General features: G+C 64.4%; 17 protein-coding genes and 4 pseudogenes. 12 read left to right on the top strand and 9 right to left on the bottom strand.

Annotated features, from left to right (window positions below; genetic code table 11):
- Positions 1–124 precede the first annotated feature (124 nt).
- The gene (locus ACVWY3_RS31750; protein WP_456841988.1) at positions 125–520 is read left to right on the top strand and encodes a DUF3175 domain-containing protein; all 396 of its coding nucleotides are present in this window, start codon (positions 125–127) and stop codon (positions 518–520) included.
- Positions 521–597: 77 nt separating this feature from the next.
- Here ACVWY3_RS31750 and ACVWY3_RS31745 read toward each other — a convergent pair whose 3' ends face one another.
- Together ACVWY3_RS31745 and ACVWY3_RS31740 are read right to left on the bottom strand one after the other, a co-directional pair.
- Positions 598–2,631 carry a methyl-accepting chemotaxis protein gene (locus tag ACVWY3_RS31745; protein ID WP_456841987.1) on the bottom strand — a complete coding sequence of 678 codons (2,034 nt, stop codon included), beginning with the start codon at positions 2,629–2,631 and terminating at the stop codon, positions 598–600.
- A gap of 204 nt (positions 2,632–2,835) precedes the next feature.
- Positions 2,836–4,875, bottom strand: coding sequence for a methyl-accepting chemotaxis protein (locus ACVWY3_RS31740; RefSeq protein ID WP_456841986.1), 2,040 nt, complete (start codon positions 4,873–4,875; stop codon positions 2,836–2,838).
- A 340-nt stretch (positions 4,876–5,215) separates the two neighbouring features.
- On the opposite strand from ACVWY3_RS31740, the gene ACVWY3_RS31735 reads away from it, so the two are divergent.
- The 4 genes from ACVWY3_RS31735 to ACVWY3_RS31720 all read left to right on the top strand — a co-directional run bounded on the left by ACVWY3_RS31735 (position 5,216) and on the right by ACVWY3_RS31720 (position 10,281).
- The gene (locus ACVWY3_RS31735; RefSeq protein ID WP_027563543.1) at positions 5,216–5,701 is read left to right on the top strand and encodes a (2Fe-2S)-binding protein; all 486 of its coding nucleotides are present in this window, start codon (positions 5,216–5,218) and stop codon (positions 5,699–5,701) included.
- 83 nt (positions 5,702–5,784) lie between these two features.
- Positions 5,785–8,127, top strand: a complete 2,343-nt coding sequence (locus tag ACVWY3_RS31730) for a xanthine dehydrogenase family protein molybdopterin-binding subunit (RefSeq protein WP_456841985.1) — start codon at positions 5,785–5,787, stop codon at positions 8,125–8,127.
- Between the two features lie 14 nt (positions 8,128–8,141).
- The gene (locus ACVWY3_RS31725; RefSeq protein WP_456841984.1) at positions 8,142–8,942 is read left to right on the top strand and encodes an FAD binding domain-containing protein; all 801 of its coding nucleotides are present in this window, start codon (positions 8,142–8,144) and stop codon (positions 8,940–8,942) included.
- Positions 8,943–9,168: 226 nt separating this feature from the next.
- Positions 9,169–10,281 carry a CaiB/BaiF CoA transferase family protein gene (locus ACVWY3_RS31720; protein ID WP_456841983.1) on the top strand — a complete coding sequence of 371 codons (1,113 nt, stop codon included), beginning with the start codon at positions 9,169–9,171 and terminating at the stop codon, positions 10,279–10,281.
- A gap of 136 nt (positions 10,282–10,417) precedes the next feature.
- Here the strand turns inward: ACVWY3_RS31720 and hppD are convergent, their stop codons facing one another.
- Entirely contained in the window at positions 10,418–11,536 is a 1,119-nt protein-coding gene (hppD, locus tag ACVWY3_RS31715; protein WP_456841982.1) for a 4-hydroxyphenylpyruvate dioxygenase, read from the bottom strand.
- A 122-nt stretch (positions 11,537–11,658) separates the two neighbouring features.
- Here hppD and ACVWY3_RS31710 point away from each other — a divergent pair, with 122 nt between their 5' ends.
- A complete protein-coding gene (locus ACVWY3_RS31710) occupies positions 11,659–12,138 on the top strand; it encodes an Lrp/AsnC family transcriptional regulator (protein WP_456841981.1) in 480 nt (159 codons plus the stop codon).
- A gap of 73 nt (positions 12,139–12,211) precedes the next feature.
- Entirely contained in the window at positions 12,212–12,523 is a 312-nt protein-coding gene (locus ACVWY3_RS31705; protein WP_092219441.1) for a DUF1272 domain-containing protein, read from the top strand.
- A gap of 134 nt (positions 12,524–12,657) precedes the next feature.
- Here ACVWY3_RS31705 and fahA read toward each other — a convergent pair whose 3' ends face one another.
- The 5 genes and pseudogenes from fahA to ACVWY3_RS31680 form a co-directional block, all read right to left on the bottom strand.
- Positions 12,658–13,929 carry a fumarylacetoacetase gene (fahA, locus tag ACVWY3_RS31700; protein ID WP_456841980.1) on the bottom strand — a complete coding sequence of 424 codons (1,272 nt, stop codon included), beginning with the start codon at positions 13,927–13,929 and terminating at the stop codon, positions 12,658–12,660.
- A 109-nt stretch (positions 13,930–14,038) separates the two neighbouring features.
- A complete protein-coding gene (hmgA, locus tag ACVWY3_RS31695) occupies positions 14,039–15,385 on the bottom strand; it encodes a homogentisate 1,2-dioxygenase (protein WP_456841979.1) in 1,347 nt (448 codons plus the stop codon).
- Positions 15,386–15,387: 2 nt separating this feature from the next.
- A pseudogene (locus ACVWY3_RS31690) lies at positions 15,388–16,345 on the bottom strand (MBL fold metallo-hydrolase).
- Between the two features lie 22 nt (positions 16,346–16,367).
- On the bottom strand, positions 16,368–16,592 hold the full coding sequence (locus ACVWY3_RS31685; protein WP_456841978.1) for a DUF2783 domain-containing protein: 225 nt from the start codon (positions 16,590–16,592) through the stop codon (positions 16,368–16,370).
- An 8-nt stretch (positions 16,593–16,600) separates the two neighbouring features.
- A pseudogene (locus ACVWY3_RS31680) lies at positions 16,601–18,221 on the bottom strand (FAD-dependent oxidoreductase).
- A gap of 110 nt (positions 18,222–18,331) precedes the next feature.
- Here ACVWY3_RS31680 and ACVWY3_RS31675 point away from each other — a divergent pair.
- The 3 genes and pseudogenes from ACVWY3_RS31675 to ACVWY3_RS31665 all read left to right on the top strand — a co-directional run.
- The gene (locus ACVWY3_RS31675; RefSeq protein WP_456841977.1) at positions 18,332–18,874 is read left to right on the top strand and encodes a MarR family winged helix-turn-helix transcriptional regulator; all 543 of its coding nucleotides are present in this window, start codon (positions 18,332–18,334) and stop codon (positions 18,872–18,874) included.
- A gap of 69 nt (positions 18,875–18,943) precedes the next feature.
- Entirely contained in the window at positions 18,944–19,669 is a 726-nt protein-coding gene (locus tag ACVWY3_RS31670) for a class I SAM-dependent methyltransferase (RefSeq protein WP_456841976.1), read from the top strand.
- Between the two features lie 411 nt (positions 19,670–20,080).
- Positions 20,081–20,161, top strand: a pseudogene (locus ACVWY3_RS31665) (MarR family winged helix-turn-helix transcriptional regulator); the annotation flags it as partial.
- A gap of 96 nt (positions 20,162–20,257) precedes the next feature.
- Here the strand turns inward: ACVWY3_RS31665 and ACVWY3_RS31660 are convergent.
- Positions 20,258–21,065: pseudogene (locus tag ACVWY3_RS31660) on the bottom strand (N-acyl homoserine lactonase family protein).
- A gap of 384 nt (positions 21,066–21,449) precedes the next feature.
- Between ACVWY3_RS31660 and ACVWY3_RS31655 the strand changes: the two are divergent.
- Entirely contained in the window at positions 21,450–22,967 is a 1,518-nt protein-coding gene (locus ACVWY3_RS31655; RefSeq protein WP_456841975.1) for a caspase family protein, read from the top strand.
- 144 nt (positions 22,968–23,111) lie between these two features.
- Entirely contained in the window at positions 23,112–23,786 is a 675-nt protein-coding gene (locus ACVWY3_RS31650; RefSeq protein WP_456841974.1) for an OmpA family protein, read from the top strand.
- Positions 23,787–23,814: the final 28 nt, after the last annotated feature.

The raw sequence follows: 23,814 nt of genomic DNA, 5'->3' as shown, positions 1-23,814 counted from the left end.
GGGGCGGTCATGGAGGTGGGGCATTCGGCCTGCCACCTGCGACAACGCCAGCGGCGAAGGCAGGTTCCCGTGGGAACGGCCGCCGATCCTGCCCGTTTCCGATGGATCCGGAGGGAGTTGACGCATGGCTCATGTCAGAAAGACGACACATTCGCGCAAAACAGCCGCCCGCAAGACTGCGCAAGGGACCGCGCGCCGGAAGAGCAGCACCCGGCGCAGCACCGCGCGCAAGAGCACCAAGCGCGCTGCGCCAAAACGCTGGTCGCAGCGCGTGACCAAAGAGAGCGACGCGCTCGACCTCAAACAAGGCGTGTTCAAGCTGACCAGCGCGAAGAAGATCGCAGCCTCGCTGAAGTACTCGGCCGAGCACAGCTCGCGCCGCAAGACCGGTGCGTACCGGTCGGCGCTGTCGATGCTGACGTTCTACATCAACCGCGCCGGCAAGACGCTGCCGAAGACGCAGCGCTCGCGGCTGGAGCGGGCGAAGGTGGAATTGAAGCGGGCGTTCGGGAGGGAGTGAGATTCACACTTCTTGCTCCGCTGTCGTCCCGGACAACTTCGCGGGGACGACAGTGGAGGGTGGCGCTACGGCGAGCCTTACGCCGCGCGGATATTCGCCATGAAGCGGTCGAGCTCGGCGCGCAGGCGGGTGCTTTCGCTGGAGAGCGACTTGGCCGAGTTCAGCACCTCCTCCGAGGCCGAGCCGGTCTCGGCGGCGCCGCGGTTGACCTGGCCGATGTCGGTGGCCGCGGTCTGGGTGCCCAGGGCCACGGTCTGGACGCTGCGGGCGATCTCCTGCGTCGCGGCGCCCTGCTGCTCGACCGCGCTCGCAATCGACGTCGAGATCGAGGAGATCTGGCCGATGGTGGCGCCGATCTCCTTAATCGCCGCAACCGATTCGGCGGTGGCACCCTGCATGCCCGCAATGTGCGAGGAGATTTCGTCGGTGGCCTTCGCGGTCTGGCTCGCCAGCGACTTCACCTCGCTGGCGACCACCGCAAAGCCGCGGCCGGCCTCGCCGGCGCGCGCCGCCTCGATGGTGGCGTTGAGCGCGAGCAGATTGGTCTGCTCGGCGATCGCCGTGATCAGCTTGACCACCTCGCCGATCTGCTGCGCGGCATGGGAGAGTTTTCCAATGCGGCCGTCGGTTTCCTTGGCCTGCACCACGGCGGCCTCGGCGATCCGGCTGGAATCGCGAACCTGGCGGCCGATCTCCTCGACCGAGGCTGACAGCTCTTCGGTCGCGGTCGCGACCGACTGCATGTTGCTGGAGGCCTGTTCGGAGACGCCGGCGACCTGGCTCGACAAGGCCTGCGTGGTCTCGGCGGTGCGGGTCAGCGTGGACGCCGCCGATTCCAGTTGCACGGCGGAGGACGAGACGTTGGAGACGATGGCGCCGACCGCGCTCTCGAAATCATCGGCAAAGCGGATCAGCTCCGCGCGGCGCGCCGCACTTGCCTCCTTGTTCTGGGCTTCGCTGGCGGCAGCATCGCGCTCGGCCTTGGCGACCGCCTGAACCTTGAACTCTTCCACGGCGCCGGCCATCTCGCCGATCTCGTCCTTGCGGCCGAGACCTGGAAGCACGACATCGAAATTGCCCGAAGCGAGCTCGCGCATCGCCTTGCACATCGCGATCATCGGCCGCGAGATGCCGTTGCCGAGCATCAGGGCCAGCACGATACCGACGGCGAGGCCGCCCAGCGCCATCATCACCATCAACTGCTCGGTCTCGCCGATCGTCGCATTGGCGCTGGCCTCGATGCGCTGCTGATCAGCGGTCAGGTCCGAGCGCAGATCAGCTGAAAGCTTGAGGATCGACGCCGCTGATTTGGTCATCTCGCCGTTGGATTTGACGATGATCTTCACGTTCTCGGTCAGCTTGGCGAACGAGGTGCGGTACTGCTTGAGGAGATTGCCGATCTCGGTGACGCGGTCGGTGATCTTCTGGTCGTTGGCATAGATGGAGACCAGCAGGGTCTCCAGGAACTTGATGCGGGCGATGACGCCGTCGGCGGTCTTCGGCTCCGGCTTGGCGACGAAGGCGCTCACCGAGGTGGAGACCGCCAGATATTGCGAGGTGACGTCCTTGGCCGTGGTCTGCACGGAAGCCAGCCCCGCCAACGCGGCCGTGTCGGCGAGATCGTCGAATTTGAAACGGATCTTGTTGCCGACGCTGTTGAGCTCGTCGGCCGCGATCTTGTTGTTCTCGCGCGTCAGCGTGATGATCTCGCTGAAGATCTTGGCGAAGCGCTGGAACTCGGCCTCGAGCTTGCCGACCTGCTCGCGGCGGGCAGCCCCGGTCGTGGCCGCCATCGACTTGGCGATCGCGCCTCTCAGATTCTCTTCCGCCGCCTTGGCCGCGGTCTCGTCGTCGTTCGCGCCGGTCAGCGTATAGGCCCGCGCCAGCCCCTGATAGGCGATCAGCTCGCGGTCCACGGTGCGGGCGAGATCGGCTTCCGACACGCTGGTGCGATAGGCGGCGACGGCGCCCTGGATCCGCTCGAAGCCGAAATAGGCGAAAGCCATGCTGACGGCGAGGATGGCCAGCACCGCCACGAAGCCGAGGATGATTTTTGCGCGAAAGCGCAAGGTGAACAGCTTCGATGAGTTCGGCTTCGACTTGGCAGACATTCCCCCACCCCATTCCATTCGCGGAAAACCAGGCGCAGCCCGGAAGCAGCCCGCTTCCTGACTCATCGGCACGTTACGGGGCAAAGGATAAGCTGTGGTAAATTTGTGGCGCCGCAACTGGCGGTTAGGTGTCGCGGAGAGTTGCGCGCTCCGTCGTCCCCGCGTTCGCGGGGACGACAATGGAGGGTGGCGCTACGGCGAGCCTTACGCCGCCCGGATATTCGCCATGAAGCGGTCGAGCTCGGCGCGCAGGCGGGTGCTTTCGCTGGAGAGCGACTTGGCCGAGTTCAGCACCTCCTCCGAGGCCGAGCCGGTCTCGGCGGCGCCGCGGTTGACCTGGCCGATGTCGGTGGCCGCGGTCTGGGTGCCCAGGGCCACGGTCTGGACGCTGCGGGCGATCTCCTGCGTCGCGGCGCCCTGCTGCTCGACCGCGCTCGCAATCGACGTCGAGATCGAGGAGATCTGGCCGATGGTGGCGCCGATCTCCTTAATCGCCGCAACCGATTCGGCGGTGGCACCCTGCATGCCCGCAATGTGCGAGGAGATTTCGTCGGTGGCCTTCGCGGTCTGGCTCGCCAGCGACTTCACCTCGCTGGCGACCACCGCAAAGCCGCGGCCGGCCTCGCCGGCGCGCGCCGCCTCGATGGTGGCGTTGAGCGCGAGCAGATTGGTCTGCTCGGCGATCGCCGTGATCAGCTTGACCACCTCGCCGATCTGCTGCGCGGCATGGGAGAGTTTTCCAATGCGGCCGTCGGTTTCCTTGGCCTGCACCACGGCGGCCTCGGCGATCCGGCTGGAATCGCGAACCTGGCGGCCGATCTCCTCGACCGAGGCTGACAGCTCTTCGGTCGCGGTCGCGACCGACTGCATGTTGCTGGAGGCCTGTTCGGAGACGCCGGCGACCTGGCTCGACAAGGCCTGCGTGGTCTCGGCGGTGCGGGTCAGCGTGGACGCCGCCGATTCCAGTTGCACGGCGGAGGACGAGACGTTGGAGACGATGGCGCCGACCGCGCTCTCGAAATCATCGGCAAAGCGGATCAGCTCCGCGCGGCGCGCCGCACTTGCCTCCTTGTTCTGGGCTTCGCTGGCGGCAGCATCGCGCTCGGCCTTGGCGACCGCCTGAACCTTGAACTCTTCCACGGCGCCGGCCATCTCGCCGATCTCGTCCTTGCGGCCGAGACCTGGAAGCACGACATCGAAATTGCCCGAAGCGAGCTCGCGCATCGCCTTGCACATCGCGATCATCGGACGCGAGATGCCGGTGCCGAGCAGGAAGGCGAGGACTGCACCCAGCAGCGTGCCGCCGACGGCCAGCATCAGCACCAATTGCTCCGTCTTGCCGATGGTCGCTTCCGACTCCGAATCCAGCCGCTGCTGCTCGGCGACGAGGTCCGCCTTCATGGCGGTGGCGCCTTGGAGGATTGCGCCGGCCGAACCGCTCATCTCGGCGACGAGATCGTCGACCATCTTGGCGTTGGCGATCAGCTTCTCCAGCGCTTCGCGATAGGCGACCAGGATGGTCTTGGCGTCCTTCAGGCCGGCGACAATCTTGTCGTCCATGGAATAGACCGCGCCGAGCGAGTTCTCGACGAATTTCAGCCGGGCTAGCGCGCTGGTGGCGATGGCCTGGTCGGACGTCAGCACGAAATTGGTGGCCGCGGCGCTCGCGGTCTGGAACTGGGCGTTGACCTGCTTGGTGCCGAACTCGATCGCCTGCGCCTCGGAATCAGACGCATTGTTGCCGATGTCGTCGAGCTTGTACTTCAGGAGATTGGCCTGGCGCGTCAGCTGATTCTGCACCAAGAGCGTGCTGTCGCGTTTGGCCTGGAGCACCTTTGCAAAGGTCGCGGAGAAATTCGAAAATTCCTTGGCGAGGCTGGAGAGGCTCTCCTGCCGCACTGGCGTCTTGGCGCCCTTGATGGCCTGGTCGATGGCATTCTTCAGGCTGGCTTCGGCGTCGAGCGCCGCCTTGGCGTCGTCTTCCTTGCCGGTGACGACGAAATATTTCACTGCCGAACGGTAGCCCAGCAGCTCGCGGTCGATGTTGCGGGCAAGGTCCGCCTCGGAAACGCTGCTGCGGTAAGATCCGACGCCGGACGACACCCGCTCAAAGCCGAAATAGGAGAAGGCCATGCTGCCGGCGGAGATCACCAGCACGGCACCGAAGCCCAGAATGATCTTGGCGCGGAAACGGAGGGTCGGAAAGATTGTGCGCTTAGATGGCGACGCGATACGCCCGGACATTCCAACCCCCATTTATTCTATTCAGCCGCGATCCGGAGGCGCCCCGCCCTCGACCTGGATGCGCAAAACTAAGGCAGAATCGATAAGGGGCGGTAAATTCCGCGACGCCCGCCCAAGGCGGGACTTCATCGGCCAGAGGCCGACCGGTGGGATGGCGGCTGGCATCCCACGGCCGGCCGGTCCGGCCGCCGAATCCCCAACCCGCCCGCACAAGTCGTTGCGTCCACGGCGGGATCGATGACTTTTCCATGACCGGGGCGACCAAAATCCCAGTTGCAAAGTCCGGACGCCGCTGTCTCTAATTAGAAACAATCAAAATCATCCCGGGAGGACTACAACCGTGTCTACAGTCAAACTGACGGTGAACGGCAAGGCCGTCGCTGTTGACGTCGAGGATCGTACGCTGCTGGTTCACCTGCTGCGCGATCACCTCAATCTCACGGGAACCCATGTCGGCTGCGACACCAGCCAGTGCGGCGCCTGCGTGGTCCACATGGACGGCCGGGCGGTGAAGTCCTGCACCATGCTGGCGGGCCAGGCTGACGGCGCCAATGTCACCACCATCGAAGGCATCGCGAAGGGCGACGAGCTGCACCCGATGCAGGCGGCTTTCCGCGACAATCACGGCCTGCAGTGCGGCTATTGCACGCCGGGCATGATCATGTCGGCGATCGATATCGTGCACCGCCATGGCGGCCAGCTCGACGAAGCCACCGTCCGCCAGGAGCTCGAGGGCAATATCTGCCGCTGCACCGGCTACCACAACATCGTCAAGGCCGTGCTGGATGCAGCCGGACGCATGAAGGTCTCGCAGGCGGCCGAGTAAGCGGCCCGCCTCGAATAAAGAACCACCGCTGCTGCTTTCGAGGGAAAGCGCAGTCAAGACAATTCCGGTCGGGAGGACCAGACATGGGTGTTGAAGGCATCGGCGCGCGCGTCGTGCGCAAGGAAGACAAGCGTTTCATTACCGGCAAGGGCCGCTACGTCGACGATATCAAGCTGACGGGCATGACCCATGCCCATTTCATCAGAAGCCCGCACGCGCACGCCAAGGTGAAGGGGATCGACCCCTCCGCCGCGCTGAAGATGCCGGGCGTGGTCGCGGTGCTCACCGGACAGCAACTGGTCGATGACAAGGTCGGCAATCTCATCTGCGGCTGGGCCATCACCTCCAAGGACGGCAGCCCGATGAAGATGGGCGCATGGCCGGCGATGGCGCCGGAGACGGTGCGCTTCGTCGGGCAGGCCGTCGCGGTCGTGATCGCCGAGAGCAAGAATCTCGCGCGCGATGCGGCCGAATCCGTGGTCGTGGATTATGAAGAGCTGCCGGCCGTCGCCGACATGCAGTCGGCCATCAAAGCTGGCGCGCCGCAGCTTCACCCCGAAGCTCCCGGCAACCAGGTCTATGACTGGGTGATCGGCGACGAGGGCGCGGTGAACGCCGCCTTCGCCAAGGCCGCCAACGTGGTGAAGCTCGACGTCACCAACAACCGCCTCGCCCCGAACGCGATGGAGCCGCGCGCGGCGATCGCCGATTATGATGCCGCGGAAGAGCACTTCACTCTCTATACGACGTCGCAGAACCCGCACGTCGCCCGGCTCGTGCTGTCGGCGTTCTACAACATCGCCCCCGAGCACAAGCTGCGCGTGATCGCCCCCGACGTCGGCGGCGGCTTCGGCTCGAAAATCTTCATCTATCCCGAAGAGATGGTGGCGCTGTGGGCCTCCAAGAAGGTCGGCCGCCCCGTCAAATGGACCGGCGACCGCACCGAGGCCTTCCTCACCGACGCGCATGGCCGCGACCATGTCACCCATGCCGAGATGGCTTTCGACGCCAACAACAAGATCATCGGCCTGAAGGTGAAGACCTACGCCAATTTCGGCGCCTATATGTCGCTGTTCTCCTCGTCAGTGCCGACCTATCTCTACGCGACGCTGCTGTCGGGCCAGTACAACATCCCGGCGATCCATGCCGAGGTGATCGGCGTCTACACCAACACCACGCCGGTCGATGCCTATCGCGGCGCGGGCCGTCCCGAGGCGAGCTATTTGATCGAGCGGCTGATGGAGACAGCGGCACGGCAGCTGAATGTCGATCCGGCCGCGCTGCGCCGGACCAACTTCATCACCCAGTTCCCGCACCAGACGCCTGTGATCATGGCCTATGACACCGGCGACTTTAATGCCTCGCTCGACGCGGCCATGAAGGCGATCGACTATGCCGGCTTCCCCGCGCGCAAGGCCAAGGCGAAAGCCGACGGCAAGCTGCGCGGCATCGGCGTCTCCTGCTACATCGAAGCCTGCGGCATCGCGCCGTCCAAGGCCGTCGGCAGCCTGGGCGCCGGCGTCGGCCTGTGGGAGTCCGCGGAAGTCCGCGTCAACCCGGTCGGCACCATCGAGATCCTCACGGGCTCGCACAGCCATGGCCAGGGTCACGAGACCACGTTCTGCCAGCTCGTCGCCGACCGCCTCGGCGTTCCCATCAGCCAAGTCTCGATCGTGCATGGCGACACCGACAAGGTGCAGTTCGGCATGGGCACCTACGGCTCGCGCTCGGCGGCCGTCGGTCTCACCGCGATCCTGAAGGCCATGGAGAAGATGGAATCCAAGGCCAAGAAGATCGCGGCGCATGCGCTGGAAGCGTCGGAAGCCGACATCGTCATCGAGAACGGCGAGTTCAAGGTGACCGGCACCGACAAGGCGATCGCCTTCCCGATGGTCGCGCTCGCGGCCTACACCGCGCACAACCTGCCCGACGGGATGGAGCCGGGCCTGAAGGAGAGCGCCTTTTACGATCCGACCAACTTCACCTTCCCGGCCGGCGCCTATATCTGCGAGCTCGAGGTCGATCCCGGCACCGGCAAGACCTCCTTCGTCAACTTCGTCGCGGCCGACGATTTCGGCCGGCTGATCAACCCGATGATTGTCGAGGGCCAGGTCCATGGCGGGCTCGCGCAAGGCATCGGCCAGGCGCTGCTCGAGCACGCCATCTACGATGCCAACGGCCAGCCGGTCACGGCCTCGTTCATGGATTACTCCATGCCGCGCGCCGACGATCTGCCTTCGTTCAATCTCTCCCACACCACGACGCTGTGCCCGGGCAATCCGCTGGGCATCAAGGGTTGCGGTGAGGCCGGCGCGATCGGCGCGTCAGCGGCCGTGATCAACGCGATCACGGATGCGATCGGCAAGAACAATCTGGAAATGCCCGCAACCCCGGACCGGGTGTGGCGCACGATCCACGCGGCTTAAGGGGAGGAACGAACATGTACCAGACCACCTATCATCGCGCTTCCTCGGTCGACGAGGCGGCCAGCCTGTTCGGCAAGAGCAGCGAGGCAAAGTTCCTCGCTGGCGGCCAGACGCTGCTGCCGGTGATGAAGCAGCGCCTCGCCGGCCCCTCCGACGTGATCGACGTCGCCAAGATCAAGGACATGATCGGCGTCGAGGCTTCGGGCGACACGCTGACCATCAAGGCAGCCACGCCGCATTATGACGTTGCGACCAGCGAGGCGGCGAAGACGGCGATCCCCGCGCTTGCCTATCTGGCATCGCTGATCGGCGATCCCGCCGTGCGCTATCGCGGCACGATCGGCGGGTCGATCGCCAATAACGATCCCGCAGCGGATTACCCCGCCGCATTGCTCGCGCTTGGCGCCACCGTGAAGACCAACAAGCGGTCGATTGCGGCGGAGGACTTCTTCCAGGGTCTGTTCACGACGGCGCTGGAGGACGGCGAGCTCATCACCGCCGTGTCGTTCCCGATCCCGGCAAAAGCGGGTTACGCCAAGATGCGGCATCCGGCCTCGCGCTTCGCGCTCACTGCCGTCTTCGTCGCGCAGACCAAGTCGGGCGAGATCCGCGTCGCCGCGACCGGCGCCTCGCAAAGCGGCGTGATGCGGGTCGGCGCCATCGAAGCCGCGCTGAAGGCGAATTGGTCGCCCTCGGCGCTCGACAATGTCAGCATTCCCGCGAGCGGACTATTGGCCGACATCCACGGCTCGGCGGAGTACCGCGCCAACCTCGTCAAGGTGATGGCGCAGCGCGCGGTGACTGCGGCGGGCTGATCGAGCAAGAGCGCGACAGCACGTCATGCTCTAGCGCCTCGACACAATTTTTCCGCGGCGCGCAGAAATGCGCGCCGCTTTTATTATGCGCCCATGCGTGAAAAGCGCTTGCCTCGCTGGCGTGAAGGCGAGAAAAGTTAATCAGCCAATTAACTCGCCCCCAAGAGCAACGTCAGAGGCGCTTGCCGGACCAGCGGCATTTGCCTGCGACCGAGGAAACAACAACGTGCTCGATAAACCCGCCCAAAACTCATCCGTCCGCACCTCCGGCCCTCTCTCGGGCTTCCGCATCGTCGAATTCGCCGGCATCGGGCCCGGCCCGTTCGCCTGCATGATGCTGGCCGACATGGGCGCCGATGTCGTCACGCTCGATCGCGTCGGCGCCAAGAAGAGCATGAAATCGGTGGCGGGCCGCGGCCGCAAGGTGATCGAGCTCGACCTCAAGGACAAGGCGGCAATCGCGCAGGTGCTCGACCTGCTCGCCGGCGCCGATGCGCTGGTCGAGGGCTTTCGTCCCGGCGTGATGGAGCGGCTTGGGCTCGGCCCCGACGTGGTGCTCGCGCGCAACCCGAAACTGGTCTACGGCCGCATGACCGGCTGGGGCCAGGAAGGCCCGCTCGCGAATGCCGCCGGCCATGACATCAACTACATCTCCATCACCGGCGCGCTCGCCGCGATCGGCACCAAGGAAGCGCCGGTGCCGCCGCTGAACCTCGTCGGCGATTTCGGCGGCGGCGCGCTCTATCTCGTCGTCGGCGTGCTCGCGGCGCTGCTGGAGGCGCAGAAGTCCGGCAAGGGCCAGGTGGTCGATGCCGCGATGTGCGACGGGGCGGCCTCGCTGATGTCGTTCTTCTTCGACATGACGACGCTCGGCCGCTGGACCGAAGGCCGCAACCAGAATTTCCTCGATGGCGGCGCTCATTTCTACGGGGTCTACGAGTGCGCCTGCGGCCACTTCGTCTCGATCGGCTCGATCGAGCCGCAGTTCTACGCGCTGCTGCGCGAGCACGCGGGCCTGACTGACGCAGATTTCGACGCGCAGATGGACCGCAAGGCCTGGCCGGCGCTGAAGGAGAAGCTGAAGGCCGTGTTCAAGAGCAAGACGCGCGAGGACTGGTGCAAGATCATGGAAGGCACCGACATCTGCTTCGCGCCCGTGCTGACCATGTCGGAGGCGACACAGCACCCGCACATGGTCGCCCGCGAGGTCTTCATCGAGCGTCATGGCGTGAAGCAGCCCGCGCCCGCGCCGCGGTTCTCACGCACGCCGTCGGCGGTTCGTGAGCCGGAGGCGGCGGAGATTGGAGCAGTGGTGAAGGCGTGGCAGACTGGGAAGTAGCCCCAGCGCACAAATCCGTAGGGTGGGCAAAGGCGCATAGCGCCGTGCCCACGCTCTCTTCAAAATACCGATAGAAGTGGTGGGCACGCTTCGCTTTGCCCACCCTACGGCAGTGTGCGTGTAGCAGCAGCGTCCTTTACGCCGCCGTATCCACCTTCAGCACCCCGCGCCGGATCTGATCCTCCTCGATCGACTCGAACAGGGCCTTGAAATTGCCCTCGCCAAAGCCGTCGTCCCCCTTGCGCTGGATGAACTCGAAGAAGATCGGTCCGATAGCATTCGCCGAGAAGATCTGGAGCAGCACCTTGGTCTGGCCGCCGTCAACCACGCCCTCGCCGTCGATCAGGATGCCGTTCCGCTGCAATCGGGCGACATCCTCGCCGTGCTTGGGCAGGCGCGCATCGATCTTCTCGAAATACGTGTCGGGCGGCGACGGCATGAAGGGCAGGCCGGCTTCGCGCAGGCCCTCGATGGTGCGGTAGATGTCATGGCAGCCGCAGGCGATGTGCTGGATGCCCTCGCCGCGATAGGTCTTTAGATATTCCTCGATCTGCCCGGAATCGCCGGCGTCCTCGTTGATCGGAATCCGGATCTTGCCGTCCGGGCTGGTCAGCGCGCGCGAGAACAGGCCCGAAGCGCGGCCCTCGATGTCGAAGAAGCGGATCTGGCGGAAGTTGAACAGTCTTTCGTAGAAGCCGGCCCAGACGTCCATGCGGCCGCGATGGACGTTGTGGGTGAGGTGGTCGAGATAGAACAGGCCGGCGCCATGCGGCCGCGGATCGCGCGCACCGAGCCATTCGAACTCGGCATCATAGGCCGAGCCCTTGGCGCCGTAGCGATCGACCAGATAAAGCAGGCTGCCGCCAATGCCCTTGATCGCGGGCACGTCGAGCGTCTTCTGCGCCGAAGACGCGTCGGCGGGCTCGGCACCGAGTGCAATCGCGCGCTCATAGGCCGCCTTGGCATCGACGACGCGAAACGCCATCGACGGCGCACAGGGGCCGTGGGCGGCCACGAACTCGTAACCGTGAGTGCCGGGCTCCTCGTTGACGAGATAGTTGATGTCGCCCTGGCGATAGACCGTGATCTTCTTGGTCTTGTGGCGCGCGACGGGCGCATAGCCCATCAGCTTGAACAAAGCATGCAGCTCTTTCGGATTGGGATGGGCGTATTCGACGAACTCGAATCCATCGGTGCCCATCGGATTGTCGGCGGTAATAGTGGCCGGCGGTGCATCGTGCGGAAACGGACCCATGGCGCTCTCCCAAATGGCTGCTGGACAGGAACTATCCTTCATCGGGCGCGCAATAGGCGTGCAATCGAGATGCGTTTTGGCTACCTTGTGCACGATCCGTGCACGAAATGGACAGATGACGCATGATTTCCGTGGACGCCTTCGATCTCAAGATCCTGACCGCACTCCAGGACGACGGCCGCCTCACCAACCAGGAGCTGGCGGATCTCGCAGGCCTCTCGGCCTCGCAATGCTCGCGGCGGCGGATGCGGCTGGAGGAGGAGAAGGTGATCGCGGGCTATCACGCCGACCTCTCCAGCGAGGCGCTCGGCTTTGGCGTGATCGCCTTCATCCAGGTGGGGCTCGCGACCCACTCGCCGGACAATTCAAAACGCTTCCGCGCGCTGGTGAACCGCATTGACGAGATCCAGGAAGCTTATTCGCTGACGGGAGACGCCGACTACGTGCTCAAGGCCGTGCTGCGCGATCTCAAGGGCCTTTCCAACCTCGTCAATGACGTACTGATGCCGCATCAGAGCGTCGCGCATGTGCGCTCCTCCATCGTGCTCGACCGGCTCAAGGAAAGCTCAAAGCTGCCGCTCAAGGAGATCAAACCCGGCTGAAATCGAGGGAACTACGGCATTCGCGCTGCGCGCGCGATCTGCGATGATCCCGGTCAATCCGGGAGATTCAGCCATGGCGCTCCAGCTTCGACCGAACTGCGAGTATTGCGACCGCGACCTGCCCCCCGATGCAACGGATGCGCGGATCTGCTCCTATGAATGCACGTTCTGTGCGGACTGCGTCGAGACAAAACTCTCCAACGTTTGCCCGAACTGCGGCGGCGGCTTTGCCCCGCGGCCGATCAGGCCGACGCAGGAATGGCGACCGGGCGTGTGCACGAGCAAGCAGGCGCCGTCCGACAAGCGGGTGCATTTGAAGTACAGCGTGGAGGACGTCGCGGCGCATTGCGCGCGGGTGCGGGACGTGCCGCCGGAGAAACGATAGGCTCTCTCCACGTCATGCGAGGAGCCCTTGCGACGAAGCAATCCAGACTGCCGCCGCGGAAAACTTCTGGATTGCTTCGCTGCGCTCGCAATGACGCAGAACGAGGACGGAGCGTCGCCTCAATGTCCCAGCAATCACTCCGCCGCCAAGATCGTCCCCTCGACCTCGCCGAATCCGACGCGATAGCCGTTGCCCTGGCACCAGCCGCGCATGACAAGGCTATCGCCGTCCTCAAGAAACGAGCGCTTGGCGCCGCCGGGCAGTTCGACCGGCTCGGTGCCGTTCCAGCTGATCTCCAAGAGACTCCCGCGCTGGTTCTTCTCGGGCCCGGAGATGGTGCCGCTGCCCAAGAGATCGCCGACATTCATGGCGCAGCCGCTTGAGGCGTGGTGCATCAACTGCTGCACCGAGGACCAGTACATGTATTTGAAATTGGTGCGGCTGATGCTGGCAGACGCGTTGGCACCCGCAGCGCGCAAGGAGACATCGAGCTCGACATCGTAGTTCTGCGGCTTCGCCTGCTTGAGATAATCCAGCGGCACCGGCGCCTGCTCCGGCCCTCTCACGCGGAACGGCTCCAGCGCCTCGCGCGTCACCACCCACGGGCTGATCGAAGTTGCGAAGGCCTTTGCCAGGAACGGGCCGAGCGGCACATATTCCCATTGCTGGATGTCGCGCGCGCTCCAGTCGTTCAGTAGCACGAAACCGAAGATCATCTCCTCGGCCTGGCTCTCGGTCAGCATGCCGCCCATCGGTGAGGGCTGGCCGACGACGACGCCGATCTCCAGCTCGAAATCGAGCCGCTTGCAGGGCGCAAAGCTCGGCACCTCCACATTCGGCGGCTTCAACTGACCGCGCGGACGCTTCACTCTTGTGCCGGAGACCACCACCGTCGAGGCCCGGCCGTTATAGGCGATCGGCATGTGCAGCCAGTTCGGCTGAAGCGCATTGTCCTTGCCGCGGAACATCACACCGACATTGGTGGCGTGCTCCTTCGACGAATAGAAATCGGTGTAGCCCGAGACCGTGAACGGAAGATGCAGCTTCGCGTCCTGCATCGGCACCAGCGCGCGGCTGCGCAGCTCCTGATTGTCGCGCAGCTGCGGGTTATCGTGACGCAAGAGCTCGCTGATCCGCGCCCTCGTCCCGGTCCAGACTTTCGGCCCCAGCGCTATGAAGGGATTGAGCGAGGGTCCGGAGAACACGCCGAGTGGGCCGACATCGAGCCGCGAATCCTGCTCGAGCTCCCAGAGATCGAGCACGTAGTTGCCGATGGCGACGCCGACGCGCGGCGTCGGATTGGCCCCGGTCGAGAACACGCCATAGGGCAGGTTCTGGATCGGGAAGTCGGAAGAAGGGTCGATTTCGATGAAGGAGCGGAGACTGGGATCGTTGGGGTGGGTCACGAGAATTCTCCAATCGAAAAATCGTCATGCCGGGGCTTGACCCGGGCATCCATCCTTTCAGGGGAGGATGGATCGCCGGGTCAAGCCCGGCGATGACGAACAACAAAACTCACGGCTTGTTCGGGTCGAACCGCTTCTCCAAGCCCTTCCAGCAATCCGCGTAATCGTCCTGGAGCGTCGACGATTTTGCGGCATGCGCCGTGACGCGCTGCGGGTAGCGGGTCTCGAACATGAAGGCCATGGTGCCGGTCAGCTTGACCGGCTTCAGCTCACTGTTGCTGGCGTGCTCGAAGGCATCGCGATCGGGGCCGTGCGGCAGCATGCAATTGTGCAAGGAGATGCCGCCCGGCACGAACCCCTGTGGCTTGGCGTCGTAGACGCCGTAGATCAGGCCCATGAACTCGCTCATGATGTTCATGTGGTACCAGGGCGGACGGAAAGTGTTGTCGGCGACCATCCAGCGCTCGGGGAAGATCACGAAATCGATATTCGCGGTGCCCGCTGTCTCCGACGGCGAAGTCAGCACCGTGAAGATCGAGGGATCAGGGTGGTCGAAGCTGATCGCGCCGACCGGCGAGAACGCGCGCAGATCGTATTTGTAGGGCGCGTAATTGCCGTGCCAGGCGACGACGTCGATCGGTGAATGCGGCAGGGTCGTCTTGAACAGCGAGCCGCCCCATTTCACGTAGAGCTCGGTCGGCGTGTCCTTGTCCTCGTAGTTCGCGACCGGCGTCAGGAAGTCGCGCGCATTGGCGAGGCAATTCGCACCGATCGGTCCGCGCTCCGGCAGCGTAAAGGCGCCGCCGTAGTTCTCGCAGAGATAGCCGCGCGCCGGACCATTCGGAATCTCCACGCGGAACTTGACGCCGCGTGGGATCACGATGATCTCACCGGGCTCGGCATCGATGCGGCCGAACTCGGTGACGAGGCGCAGATTGCCCTGCTGGAGCACGAACAGCAATTCGCCGTCGGCGTTGTAGAAGTGCTCGTCCACCATCGACTTGGTGATGAGATAGACATGCGCGGCCATGCCGGCCTGGGTATTGACGTCGCCAGCGGTGGTCATGGTCTGCACGCCCTGGAGGAAGGTTACCTCCTCCTTCGGCAGCGGCGTCGGATCCCAGCGCAGCTGCGCGATCGGCAGATCGTACTCATGACACGGCGCCGACCGCCACAGCCCGGCGTCGACTTTCTCGAATCGCCCGGAATGCTTCACCGAAGGCCGGATGCGATAGAGCCAGGAGCGCTCATTGGTGCCGCGCGGCGCGGTGAAGGGCGAGCCGGAGAGCTGCTCGGCATAGAGGCCGTAGGCGCAGCGCTGCGGCGAGTTGCGCCCGATCGGCAGCGCGCCCGGCAGCGCCTCGGTCTCAAAAGAGTTGCCGAAGCCCGACATATAGCCCGGCGTCACCTGGGCCGAGCTGCGGACGATCTGATCAGGCGAGGTATTGATGTTCATGACTATCCTCCTCCTTGCAGGGCGGCCCACATTTCCTGGTCGCGCTTGTCGGTCCAGATCACGGGATCGTCGATCCCCGACGCTTCGTCGTAGGCACGCGACACGTTGAACGGCAGGCAGTGCTCGTAGATGGCGAAGCTGGAAAACTTCGGGTCCATCACCTCGCGCGTCGCCGCCATCGATTCCTTCAGCGTGCGACCCTTGGCGACGGAGATTTCGGCCGCGCCATAGAGCGAGGTGACGAAATCGCGCGTCATCGCGATGGCCTCGCGCACCATGCCAACGCCTTTCAGCGCATCGCCGCGGCCCGGCGCGATCGCCTTGGGATTGAAGTTGCGGATCTCGTTCAGTGTCAGTGGCCATTCGCGCAAATGCGCATCGCCGCAATAGCAAGCCGAGTGATATTCGATCAGATCGCCGGAGAACATCACCTCGGCATCCGGCACCCAGGCGACGATGTCGCCGGAGGTGTGGCCGGCCCCTAACTGCATCAGTCGCACTTCGCGCTTGCCGAGATAGATCGACATCTCGCCTTCGAAGGTCAGCGTCGGCCAGGTCAGGCCAGGAATGCTGGCAGCATCCTGGAACAGGCGCGGGAAGCGGCCGTATTCGGAATCCCCAGTCCTGCTGGCCGCGCTCCGCGATCAGCCGATGCGTCTCCTGCGAGGCCACGATCCCTTGCGCCTTGTAGGCGGAGGCGCCGAGCACGCGCACGGCGTGATAATGCGACAGCACGACATATTTGATCGGCTTGTCGGTGACGGCTTTGACGCGCTCGATCACCTTGTTCGCCATCGCAGGCGTCGCTTGCGCGTCGAACACGAGGCAACTGTCATCGCCGACGATAACAGCGGTGTTCGGATCGCCTTCGGCGGTGAAGGCGTAGAGATCGGTGCCGATCTCGGAGAAGGTGATCTTCTTCTCGGAGAGATCGCCGGTGGATGCGAAGTTCTTCGCCATCAGGTCATCCTCAAGTCAGTGGTTATTGTTGTTGCTGTTGTTGCTGCTGGCCGTCGATCATGCGGCGCTTCGCCAGCCCGATCGCCTCGCGCAGCACGTCGATGTCGCCGATATGATTGGCGAGGATCAGCACCAGCGCCGCGTCGAAATCGGCGCTCTGCTCCTCGGTGAGGCCGCGATGCGCATCGACGATGGCGCGAAAGGCGTCGTCAGGCCGTGCGAAGTTCGAGCTGGTCGAAAGCGGCATGGGAAACCTCAATTGACGCCGGTGGCGCGCGACAGCGCCGCTGTAATCGCCTCGCGCGTCGGATGGCGGAAGCGCGCCGCGACATAGCCATCTGGCCTGAGCAGATAGGCTGCGCCCGGCTCGGCATCGTAGCGCTTTGCGACCAGGCCCTGGGAATCGGCCAGCCCGCCCGCGCCACCGACGCGGATATCCTTCAGGCCTTCCGGCGCGTCGATCGCTGCGCCATTGCTGAACGACAGCAAGGTGAAATCCGTTCCACCTTTGCGGAACGCATCGGTCAGATAGGCCTGCTCGCCGGCAACAGGAGCGTCGAGCATGGAACAGCCGGGAGAAGGGCCACCGCGCCATGCATCTGCATCAGGCGATGACAGCGGCGAGTCATAGCTGCACGGCACCGAAAGGCGGCCGCCAATTAACCATGCGCTTGCCGAACTCGGTCTCCTTGGCGAGCGACAGCACCGCCTTGCGCAGCCGCGCTTCCTGGTGCGAGTTCGGCGCCATGAAATCGGTCGAGCGGGTCGATTCGCGGATGTTCTCGTCGGCCGCGAAGCTCCGCTCGATATGGTAGCTCTCAAGCAGGCTCGCTGGCGAAGTCCCACGCAGCACGCGGTCGAGCTTCCAGGAGAGATTCTCGGCGTCCTCGAGTCCCGAGTTCGCGCCGCGAGCGCCGAACGGCGAGACCTGATGCGCGGAGTCGCCGGCAAAGATCACGCGGCCATGGATGAAGCGGTCCATCCGGCGGCATTGGAATTTGTAGAGCGAGATCCACTCGAACTCGAATTTGTCGTGGCCGAGCATGCGCGCGATCCGCGGCCGAACGTTCTCCGGCTTCTTCTCGACTACGGGATCGGCGTAGCGGTTGAGCTGGAGGTCGATGCGCCAGACATCGTCGGGCTGCCGGTGCAGCAGCGCCGAGCGCCCGGCGTGGAACGGCGGATCGAACCAGAACCAGCGTTCGGTGGGGAATTCCGCCGTCATCTTGACATCGGCGATCAGGAACTGGTCCTCGAACACCTGTCCGGCAAACTCGGCGCCGACCATCTGCCGCAGCGAGGAGCGTGCCCCGTCGCAGGCGATGACGTATTGCGCGTGCAGGCGATAGGCACCCTCCGGCGTGTCGATTGTCAGCGCCACGGAATCGTTGCGGCTCTCCAGCGCCGTCACCTTGTTGCGCCAGCGCAGGTCGATCGCAGGCAGATCACTGACGCGGTCGACCAGATAGGCCTCGGCGTAATATTGCTGGAGGTTGATGAAGGCCGGCCGCTTGTGGCCATCCTCGGGCAGCAGGTTGAACTGATAGAGCTGGGACTCGCCGTGGAAGATGCGGCCGACGCTCCAGACTACGCCCTTGTCGACCATACGGTCGCCGACGCCGAGCCGGTCCAAATATTCCAGCGAACGCTTCGAGAAGCAGATCGCGCGCGAGCCTTCGCCGATGCGGTCGGCATCGTCCAGAAGGACGACGCGCTGGCCGCGCTGGGCAAGGTCGATCGCCAGCGACAGCCCCACCGGGCCGGCGCCGACGATCACCACCGGATGCTCCGCCGGGCTAGAGCCGGGGCGATCCTGATCGGGGTGGCGGCGATAGCCGAACTGGGTTTTGGCCTTTTGCGGATTGGCCTGCGCCATGCGCTAACCTCGGCTCTGGTCAGAAGAGGACTGATCTGCTAGATAGTCTCACGTGCAACTATTTTGGACCGGAGCCGGCCGGCCGTCAACTGGAATTCGGAGCGCTCTCCTTGGCGAGGACATCCAGCGACATCGCGCTGAAGACGCGGCAAGGCGATGAGGCTTCGCCGCGGCCGAAGGCGCGCCTCGATCTGTTCAAGTTCGTGCCGTTCCGCCTCAACCGGCTTGCGGCGGAAGTCAGTGCTGCGCTCGCGGTCGAATATCAGGAACGTCACGGCCTCGACATTCCGGCCTGGCGCGTGATCGCCACGCTCGGCTTCCGCAACGAGGCCTGCAGCGCCCAGTACATTTCGCAATGCACCCGCACGCACAAATCCACCATCAGCCGCGCGGTGACCACGCTGCTCAATGCGCAGCTGATCGAGCGCGTCGAGAACGAAGCCGACCGCCGTGAATTCCGCCTGCAACTGACGAAGAAGGGCCGCGCGCTGTACGAAGAGCTGTTCCCGCAACTCTTGCGACGGGAAGACGAGATCCTCGCCTGCCTTTCCGCCCAGGAGCGCAAGCAGCTCTCGGCCCTGCTCGGCAAGATCGAGGCGAGTCTCGATCTGATCCAGACTAGCGAGGAGGCCGACGCGAAGCAGGCCTATTAGAGCGCATAGAGGCGCAGACGCCTAGACGGACTGAGAAGGCTTGGTAGGCTCGTGACGGCACTAGCTTATATGGCGGCGCTACTTGTGGCATTTGCCGCAACTGGCGCATACGCCGCTGATATAGGTTACCTGGCTCCCCCCGGCGTCGCTGCAAACGAGTTTCCCTCACCGCAGCGCGCCGTTGCACGGATCGTCAGCCCACGCCGCGCCGCCGAAGAGCGCCGCGACGCCCTCAATGAGGCCGGTCAGATCGCACGCGCTCTTGAACTGAAACCGGGAATGACGGTCGGCGACATCGGAGCAGGCAGCGGCTACCACACGGTCAGGCTCTCGCGCCTCGTCGGACCCGCCGGCTCTGTCATTGCCCAGGACGTCACGCGGGATTACCTGATTGAACTGGCAAGGCGAACAGAACTTCTGAAGTTGACGAACGTGCAATTCGCGCTCGGCGAACCACACGACCCGCGCCTGCCCGCCTCCTCGCTGGATGCCGCAATCCTCGTGCATATGTATCACGAGATCGCCCAGCCCTATGCCTTCCTCTACAATCTTGCGCCCGCCCTGAAGCAGGGTGCGCGGGTCGCAATTGTGGATCTCGAGCTTCCGACATCGAAGCATGGCACGCCAATCGACCTCTTGCGCTGCGAATTAACGGCCGTCGGCTATCGCGAGGTCGCCGCATATCAACTCACCGGGGACACAGGATATTTGGTGATATTCTCTCCGCCGGAGCTAGCGGCGCGAAAATCTCCGCGCGATATCGTTGCTTGCGGCGATCCTGCCGGCACTCGCTGACACCATATCTACGCCCGTTCAGGGCGCGTCGGACTTGTTCTCGATGAGATTGGCTTCTAGCGAATATATCGACGTAACGAATGTCGTCATATCCGCCGGCTCGGAAGTGATAAAACCACTCGGCGTCCTCGTCCGAATAGTGGCCGGCAATTGTCATGCATCGATACCCTGGTGCAGGCTCAATGGCATACATTGCCAAGCGCAATTCTTCTCATTTTGTATTGTTCATCACGCCAAGGTTTTAAGCCACTTTGTTTACCCCGTCAGGCGCCTCTATTGGCGGTCCTGTTCATAGTGGATGAGCCCCGCGACGTCACTGGCCTGACTCGGACCTCCGGGAGCTCTTCTGCGCGCTGCTTCCAGGAACGCAGCGGACTTCAGGCCCGCCTGATCTCAGCCGCAAGAGCGCGCTCGGCTCTGCTCGGCGAGTTCGAAGCGAGCCTCGATCTGATCCAGACCAGCAAAGAGGCGGACGCCAAGCAGGCGTATTAGCCGTCGCTGTCACTCCGGGGCACCGCGATAGCGGCGAACCCGGAATCTCGAGATTCCGGGTTCGCGCTATGCGCGCCCCGGAATGACGCTATCGCGTCACTTCGCAAACGATCTTGTCGGCGGCAAATGCAGCGCCCAGGCATCGACCTTGTCGCTGGCGCGCGGGTAGATTTCCGTCACGATCGGATCGTGACCGGGAATGAATCTGTCAGGATGTCCGGCGAGACGCTCGATCGTCTCCCAGCCCGCCGCCATGTCGCCGACATTGTAGACGATCGGGAATGGGCTCCTGCGCTGGAGATTGGCGTAGTAATGCGCGGCGTCGGACGCCAGCACCACCGGCCCCGCGCGCGGTCTCGACCTTGACCACCTGCAAACCGTCCGAATGGCCGCCGACACGATGCACGGTGATGCCGGGCGCGACCTCACCGTCGCCGGAATAGAACGTGACGCGCTCGCCGTAGACATGGCGCACCATCTGCGTGACGTGCTCGACCGTGAACGGATGTCGCAGCAGGCCATTGCACATGCAGCGGCCTGTCGCGTAGGCCATCTCGCGCTCCTGAAGATGGAAGCGCGCGTTCGGGAAGCGGTCGAGATTGCCGGCATGGTCGTAATGCAGATGCGTCACGATGATGTCGCCAATAGCCGACGCAGCGACACCGAAGCGCTCCAGCGCGTCCACCGGATTCAGTGTCAGCTTGCGCGCTCGCGCGCTCGCCTCCTCGGCATTGAAGCCGGTATCGACCAGGATGTCGCAGCCCTGCCCTCGGATCAGCCAGACGAAATAGTCGAGGTCTTGCGCCGCGGTGTCATGCGGATCCGGGGCCAGGAAGTTCATGTGGGGGGTGCGCGGCGACATCGTCGCATAGCGCAGCGCGTAGATTTCGTAGGCGTTTCCCATGGTCTTGCTTTTCTGGAGTTGGATCTTGCGGGACGATCGGGCGCACCAAGCCATTGTCCGCAACAAAGGTCAAACGCTGGAGGCTGCAGTGACAGCGAGCCTGCCATGTGAGCCGGCGACGTGAGACCAATCACATTCTCATTCGACCCGGCTGCCCTAAACATGCTGCCGCAAGTGTCGAACCGAACGCATCGAGCCGCAATCATGACAGCCCGTTCATTCTCCTCCCGGCGCGCCCATGCGTTGCGATCAATCGTCGCGATTACGCCGAATCTCCAAGCGGTTGACGCCCCCCTTCCCGGGTTTGATAATGCCTGGAGCGTAAGTTAAGGTCGCCGCGGCGCACGCTGGGAACGGCGCCTTTTTGGCTGGACCGCGCTGATTATGAAAATTCGCTTTCTCGTTCTTCTGCCCCTCCTCATGTCGCTTGTCCCGGCTGCGCCGTCCCTGGCCGCCGGCGACCGCTATGCGCTGGTCATCGGAAATGCCAAATATCCGGATGCGGATGCTCCGCTGAAGGAACCGATCAACGACGCGCGCGAGCTCGCCGACGAGCTCAAGCGCGACGGCTTTTCCGTTGACATCGGCGAGAACCTGACCGGCGACGGCATGCGCCGCGCGTTCGACAAGCTCTATGGCAAGATCAAGCCCGGTTCGGTGGCGCTGGTGTTCTTCAGCGGCTTCGGCATCCAGTCGGCGCGCCAAAGCTACATGCTGCCGGTCGACGCGCAGATCTGGACCGAATCCGACGTGCGCCGCGACGGTTTCAGCCTCGAGACCGTGCTCGGTGAGCTCCATACCCGCGGCGCCGGCGTCAAGATCGCGCTGGTCGATGCTTCCAGGCGCAATCCGTTCGAGCGCCGGTTCCGCAGCTTCTCGGCCGGCCTCACCCCGGTGATCGCGCCGAACGGCACGCTGGTGATGTATTCGGCGGCGCTGGCTTCGGTGGTGTCGGACGCCGGCGGCGACCACAGCCTGTTCGTGCAGGAACTGCTCAAGGAGATCCGCGTCCCCGACCTGATGGCCGAGGAGACGCTGAACCGCACCAAGATGGGTGTCACCCGCGCCTCGCGCGGCGAGCAGGTGCCGTGGATATCCTCTTCCCTGGCCGAAGATTTTTCGTTCATTCCGGGAGCGGGTGGCTCGCGTCCGACAACGGCTCCAACGCCCGCGCCGCCCGTCGTCGCCAACAACCCGCCGCCGGCGCCGCCCGCACCACCTCCGCCGCCTAAGCCGGCCGACACGGTTGCAGCACCTGCGCCTGCGCCTCCACCCGCGCCCGCACCGGCCCCCTCGCCGAAGCCGCAGGTCGAGGCCGCCCTGCCCCCGCCGCCGCCTCCGGTGAAGCCGGCCGAGACAACCCCGGCCCCGAACGCGGATAGCGGACCGAACGCGGCCGCTTTGGCTGAGGACCCCACCATCAAGGGCCTGACCGCCAAGATCGCGGCCAATCCGGATGACGTGAACGCGCTGTACCGGCGCGGCCAGGTCTATGCCAGCAAGGGCGCCTACAACCTCGCCATCAAGGATTTCGACGACACGCTGCGGATCAACGCGAAGGACGTCGAGGCGCTGAACAACCGCTGCTGGACCCGCACCGTCGTCGGCGATCTCCAGGGCGCGCTGAAGGATTGCAACGAGGCGCTGCGGCTGCGACCGAACTTCGTCGATGCGCTGGACAGCCGAGGGCTCGTCAACCTCAAATCGGGCGCGGTCAAGAACGCCATCGCCGATTTCGACGCGGCCTTGCGGATCAACCCGCGCCTGACCTCCTCGCTCTATGGACGGGGGCTCGCCAAGCAGCGCAACGGCTCGGCCCAGGAAGGCGCGCTCGATATCGCCAATGCCAAGGCGATGGATCCGAACATCGTTCAGGAATTCGCAAGCTACGGAGTACGCTAGGATTTTTTCCAGTTGGGGCAGCGTACGCCTCGAACCTTGGCGGCCCAAGCAAGACTAAACAACGGATGCCGCAAGCGGCCTTTCCGGGGCTTATTGCAAGGAATTTTGGAACCGCGCAGGTCGGCTGCGCAGGAGGGACTGGCAATGAGATTTGCTGCAAAAGGACTTACCGCGATCCTGTCGGTCATGGCGATCGGCGCCGCGCTGTCGCTGCCGGCCGCACCCGCATTCGCCGGCGACGACGGCAACAGCAAGAACGTCACCGAGGACGAGATCGTCCGCGCGCTGGCACCGCCGCCGAAGAAGCCGCTGACCCGCGGCCTCTCCATCGGCGCGCCGCAGGCCGATCCCGCGCCGAGCGCGGCGGAGACCAAGCTGCTCCAGTCCGTGCGCGGCCGCTCGACGCGCTCGCTGTCGTCGACCGAGCGCGAGGAAATCGCATCAGTCGCCAAGGACAAGCCGAACATCGATCTCGAGATCACGTTCGATTACAACTCCGCCAATATCAGCGCCAAGTCGCTGCCCTCGGTGCAGGCGCTCGGGCGCGCGCTGACCAGCCCCGACCTGAAGGGCTCGACCTTCGTCGTCGCCGGCCACACCGACGCCGCCGGTAGCGAGGCCTACAACCAGGATCTCTCGGAGCGCCGCGCGGACTCGATCAAGCGCTATCTGGTCGAAAAATACAGCATCGCCGCGACCGACCTCGTCACCGTCGGCTACGGCAAGAGCAAGCTGAAGGATCCAACCCAGCCGATGGCGGAGGTCAACCGCCGCGTGCAGGTCGTCAACATGGAAAACAAGACCACCGCATCGAAGTGAGCGCGACGCAATCCTTTGCAATGACCCG

This window comes from Bradyrhizobium sp. USDA 4486 (genome assembly GCF_054057995.1).
This window is presented reverse-complemented; position numbering and strand designations above follow the sequence as displayed.